Origin of the sequence: Micromonospora sp. BL4, assembly GCF_003667505.1 — a bacterium.
Taxonomy (GTDB): domain Bacteria; phylum Actinomycetota; class Actinomycetes; order Mycobacteriales; family Micromonosporaceae; genus Micromonospora.
In genome coordinates this window covers 1-4,891 of record NZ_RCVJ01000087.1, presented here as the reverse complement: position 1 = coordinate 4,891, position 4,891 = coordinate 1, and the positions used below count along the sequence as shown (strand labels likewise).

General features: G+C 72.9%; 4 protein-coding genes. 1 reads left to right on the top strand and 3 read right to left on the bottom strand.

From position 1 onward, the window contains the following. The 3 genes from EAD89_RS08200 to EAD89_RS08190 form a co-directional block, all read right to left on the bottom strand. The coding region (locus tag EAD89_RS08200; protein ID WP_233578325.1) for a serine/threonine-protein kinase at positions 1–1,050 on the bottom strand (1,050 nt) is incomplete at its 3' end. Positions 1,051–1,144: 94 nt separating this feature from the next. Next, positions 1,145–1,912: an enoyl-CoA hydratase/isomerase family protein gene (locus EAD89_RS08195; protein WP_121675307.1), complete on the bottom strand. Its 768-nt coding sequence runs from the start codon at positions 1,910–1,912 to the stop codon at positions 1,145–1,147. 138 nt (positions 1,913–2,050) lie between these two features. Continuing rightward, entirely contained in the window at positions 2,051–4,444 is a 2,394-nt protein-coding gene (locus tag EAD89_RS08190) for a M4 family metallopeptidase (protein WP_121675306.1), read from the bottom strand. 168 nt (positions 4,445–4,612) lie between these two features. On the opposite strand from EAD89_RS08190, the gene EAD89_RS08185 reads away from it, so the two are divergent. Continuing rightward, the coding region (locus EAD89_RS08185) for a hypothetical protein (RefSeq protein ID WP_199733441.1) at positions 4,613–4,891 on the top strand (279 nt) is incomplete at its 3' end.

Below are 4,891 nucleotides of genomic sequence, written 5' to 3'. Positions count from 1 at the left end.
CTTCGGCATCCCCACGGTGGTGGCGTCGCCCGGCCCGATGCCGGTCCGCGGCGCGTCCGCTCCCGGCCGCCTCGTGCCGGGGTCGCCGAGTGACCCGCCCATCGCCAGCGCGGCGACCACCGCGCCGCCGACCGCGAGCAGTGCCCGCCGCCAACGCCAGGACCGGCGCGGCGCGGCGTCGGCCGGTTCGACGCCCGCCTCCGGTCCGGCCGGGACGGCGGCCGATTCGCGGACGGCGGTGGGTTCGCCGGCGGCGAGCAGGATGCGCGCCGCCTCAGCGGCCGGCGGTCGGTCGGCGGGGTCGCGGGCCAGACACCAGCGGTGCAGCCGATGGATCTCGGCCGGCACTCCGGCGATTTCGGGCAGCGGCTCGGGCTCGACCTGCGCCGGTGCGCCGAGCGTCCCGGCCCGCGCTTCAGCGATCCGCGGCGGCCGGCCGGTGAGCACCCGGTGCACGAGCAGGCCGAGGGCGTACACGTCGCAGGCCGGCAGCACCTCGCCGGCCTCCAGTCGCTCCGGTGCCAGATAGGCCGGCGTGCCCAGCAGCCGCCCCTCGAAGTCGACCTCCGGATCACCGACGGCCGCCGCGATGCCGAAGTCGAGCACCTTCGCGCCGGTGGGGGTGAGCATCACGTTGGCCGGCTTGATGTCGCGGTGCACCAACTCCTGGGCGTGCGCGGCCGCGAGCGCGGCCGCCACCTCCGCGCAGATCCGCAGGCCCGCGCGGGGCGGCAGCGGGCCGGCCTCCAACCGCTGTTCGAGGGTGTGGCCACCGAGCAGCTCCATCACCACGAACGGGACGTGGGCGCCGCCGAGCCTGGACTCGCCGTAGTCGTAGACGCTGGTGACGTGCGGGTGCGACAGCCGGGCGGCCGCCTTGGCCTCGGCCCGGATCCGCTGCCGGGCGTTGGCGTCGGAGGCGACGAGCACCTTCACCGCCACGTCCCGTTCGAGCACCTCGTCGTACGCCCGGTGCACCGCGGACATGCCGCCACTGCCGAGGCGCTCCAGGAGCCGGTAGCGGCCCGCAAGCAACTGATCACGCTGCACGACGGACAGCCTGCCGTACCGCCCCGGCGGGGTGCCAGCCGGGATCGAGATCGCCGAATGGCGGGAGTCGGCCTGCCGCGATCGCGCCGTCGGGTCAGTCCCCGGTCGGCGGACGCCAGGCGAACCGCGGCTGTCGGCGCTCGGCGATCGCCGCGACCCCTTCCCGGGCGTCGCCGGTGGCCACGACCTTCCGATGCCACCAGGCGATCCGGGCGGGCCCGGCCCGATCGTCGACGATCTCCTTGGCGGCGGCGACGCTCAGCGTCGACCGCTGGGCGATGGTCGCCGTCAGGTCCTTCACCCGCTCGGCGAGCCGGTCGGCCGGCAGCACCTCGTCGACCAGGCCGACCCGCAGGGCTCGATCGGCGTCGATCAGCTCGGCGGTGAAGAGCAGATGCTTGGCGGCGGACGGGCCGACCAGCCGGGCGAGCCGGCGGGTCGTCGGCGCCGGATAGACCAGACCGAGCCGGGCCGGGGGTACGCCGAAACGGGCGTCGTCCGCGGCGATCCGCAGGTCGCAGGCGACCGCGAGCTGGGCGCCACCACCGACGCAGGCGCCCCGGATCGCCGCGACGGTCGGTTTGGCGAAGCGCGCCAGCCGTTCCTCGGCGGCCACCGCGATGCTGGCGTCACCGGCGTCCAGCAGCTCGGCGAGGTCGCCGAGGTCGGCGCCGGCGCAGAAGGCGTCGCCCGCACCGGTGAGCACCAGGGCCCGTACGTCGGGGTCGGGTTCCAGCCGGTCGAGCAGATCGGGGAGCTGACGCCACATGGCGGCGGTCATCGCGTTGCGCCGGGCCGGGTTGTGGATCGTCACGGTCGCGACCGGCCCGGTCACCTCGACGGTCAACTCCGCGTCCGACACGTCCGCCCCTTCCCGCGCCACCCCGTCCGGCGCCGCCGATCCGGCCCGCCGGCACCTCGCACCGGTGCCGCGACCATAACGGCGCGAGCCCGACGACCACCGTGAGGGGTGGCCGCCGGGCCCGCAGGTCACGTCAGGTCAGGAGACGTTGACCGCGGTGTCGTCGACCACGAAGGACGTCTGCAAGGAGGAGTCCTCGGTGCCGGTGAACTTCAGGCTGACGGTCTGGCCGGCGTACGCGGCCAGGGAGAAGGACTTCTGGCTGTAGCCGGCGGCCTTGTTCAGGTTCGAGTAGGTCGCCAACGTGGCCAGCACCGTCCCGCCCGAGTTCAGCACCTGCACGCGCAGCGTGTCGTACGCGACGCTGGTGGTGGTCTCTGCCGAGTCGATGTGCAGCCAGAAGCTGACCGTGTACGACGAACAACCGGAGGGCAGGCTCACCGACTGCGCGAGGGTGTCGGTGCGGCTGCTGCCGTACCCGTTCAGCCAGGCCTTGTACGACCCGGTGCGGGCCGCCTGACCGCTGGAGTTGGTGATGACGCCGGAACTGGCCGTCCATCCGGTCGCGCCGGACTCGAAGCCGGGGTTGGCCAGCTTCTGGCCGGGTGCGGTGCAGCCGCCGCCGGTGCCGTTGACGGTCAGCCGGTACGTCGCGCTCCGGGTGACCGAGCCCGCGCCGTTCACGGTGACCGAGTAGGTGCCGGGTGGGGTGGCCGCCGAGGTGCTGATGGTGAGGGTGGACGAGCCGCCCGAGGTCACCGAGGCGGGGCTGAACGCGGCGCTCGCACCGCTCGGCAGGCCGGACGCGGAGAACGTCACCGTCTGCGCCGAGCCACTGGTGGTGGCGGTCGACACGGTGGTGGATGCCGAGCCGCCCGGGTTCACCGAGCCGGCGGTCGGCGACAGCGACACCGAGAAGTCGTTGCCGGTCGAGCAGGGCGCGTCGTTGCCGGCCACGTTCACCGCGGTCCAGGCGGCCTGCACGGCCTTGTACTCGGCCGAGCAGCTGCCGTGCAGGTCGGTGGCCGCCCGCAGGCTGTAGGCGCGGGCGGTGTTCGCCGGGTTGCTGGTGCTGACGTACGACGTGTTGGAGGTGAAGTAGACGTCCAACGCCCGGAACCAGATCTTCTCCGCCTTGGCCCGGCCGATGCCGGTCATCGCGGGTGCGGAGCCGCAGACCGGCGAGGTGCCGTACGCGGTGGCGCCGGTGCCTTCGGCGAGGTTGAAGTAGAAGTGGTTGGCGACCCCGGAGGAGTAGTGCACGTCCTTGTTCTTGGTGCTGGTGGACCAGCAGCTGTCGGACGAGCCGTCCAGCGACGGGTTGTACATGTAGCGCAGCGGCGTGCCGTTGCCGTTGATGTTGATCTTCTCGCCGACCTGGTAGTCGCCCGGGTCGGCCGAGGTGTTGGCGTAGAACTCGACCATGTTGCCGAAGATGTCGCTGGTGGACTCGTTGAGGCCGCCGGACTCACCGGAGTAGGTGAGGCCGCCGGGGACCACGTTCTCGGTCACGCCGTGGCTCATCTCGTGCGCGGCCACGTCGAGCGAGACCAGCGGGCGGGAGTTGCCCGAGCCGTCGCCGTAGGTCATCCGCGAGCCGTCCCAGAAGGCGTTGACGTAGTTGTTGCCGTAGTGCACCCGGCTCGGCACGCCGGTGCCGTTGCCGAAGATGCCGTTGCGGGCGTGCGTGTTCTTGAAGTAGTCGAACGTCTTGGCGGCGCCGAAGTGCGCGTCGACGGCGGCGGACTGCCGGTTGGAGTTGGCTCCGGTGCCCCAGGTGTTGTCCGCGTCGGTGAAGGTGGCGCAGCTCGACGTGCCGTTGTTCATGTCGCAGGTCGAGCCGTTGCCGTGCGACGGGTCGATCATCTGGTACGTGCTGCCGGAGAGCGTCGTGTCGATGCTGACCGTGCCCGAGTAAAGGCTGTTGCCGGTGCCGGCCACCGCCTCGATCTCGTCGTACGACCCGATGGCCCCGCCGGTGGTGGCGTCGGTGATCACGTGGAGCCGGGACGGGGTCTGCCCGTCCGGCTGCCAGCCGCTCACCACGGTCTCCCAGGCCAGCCTGCCCCAACCGGAGCTGGCGTCGACGAACAGCTCCGGGGCGCCCACGGCCTCGGCCTTGCCGGTGAACTCGGCACGGGCGGCCTTCTTCGCCACCGCAGCGGTGACCCTGGCGGTGGTGCCGAGGGTCAGTGGCGCGGCCAGACCGACCGAGCTGCCGGCGTAGCTGCCGTTCGGCGCGGCGTGGATGACGAAGTCACCACCGTAGACGCGCAGACCCTGGTAGCTCCGGGTGTAGCGGGTGTGCGTGGCTCCGGAGGCGTCGACCCTGGTGCTGTGCACCTGGTAGGACTCGGCGCTGGAACCCTGGACCGCGCCGGGGTTCGTTCGAAGGACGGTCGCCGCCTGGGGCGCGGCGGAGGTGTCCGGCGCGGGGGCGGTGGGCGGAGCCGCGAGCGCCGCGGTGGCGACGCAGGTCAACAGGCCACTGGTGAGCAGCACTGCGCTGACGGCGGCGAGGGGTCGTTTCACGTGCCCTCCTGAAAGGGGAAAGATTGTGACGGGGGTAGTCACGCATGTAGATATAACGATGTGTTGACGAAAAGAGAAGGCTTGGACCGCTCCCAGACATCGACAGTGACCGTTCGGATGAGGGTGGCGACGAGGGAACCGTCGGCCGCGGCCGCGCGTCCGAGCGGCATGAGACCCGCCTCGACGACCGGCGCCACGATCGCGCTACTGGTCGCCCTGCTGGCCGGCTGCACCGGCGACGACCGGGCCGGCACCGCCCCGGACCAGCCGCCCGCCACCCTCGGCCCGACCCCGACCGGGCCGGCCACCGGCACCCCGCCGCCGACCGCCGCCCCCACCACCACTTCGGGCGCCCCCGCGCCGACCGGCCCCGCCGCCACCGGCGGCGCGGCCACGCGGGTGATGCTGTTCCGCTCCGGCGGCTTCGCCGGGCGCGGCGACGCCGTG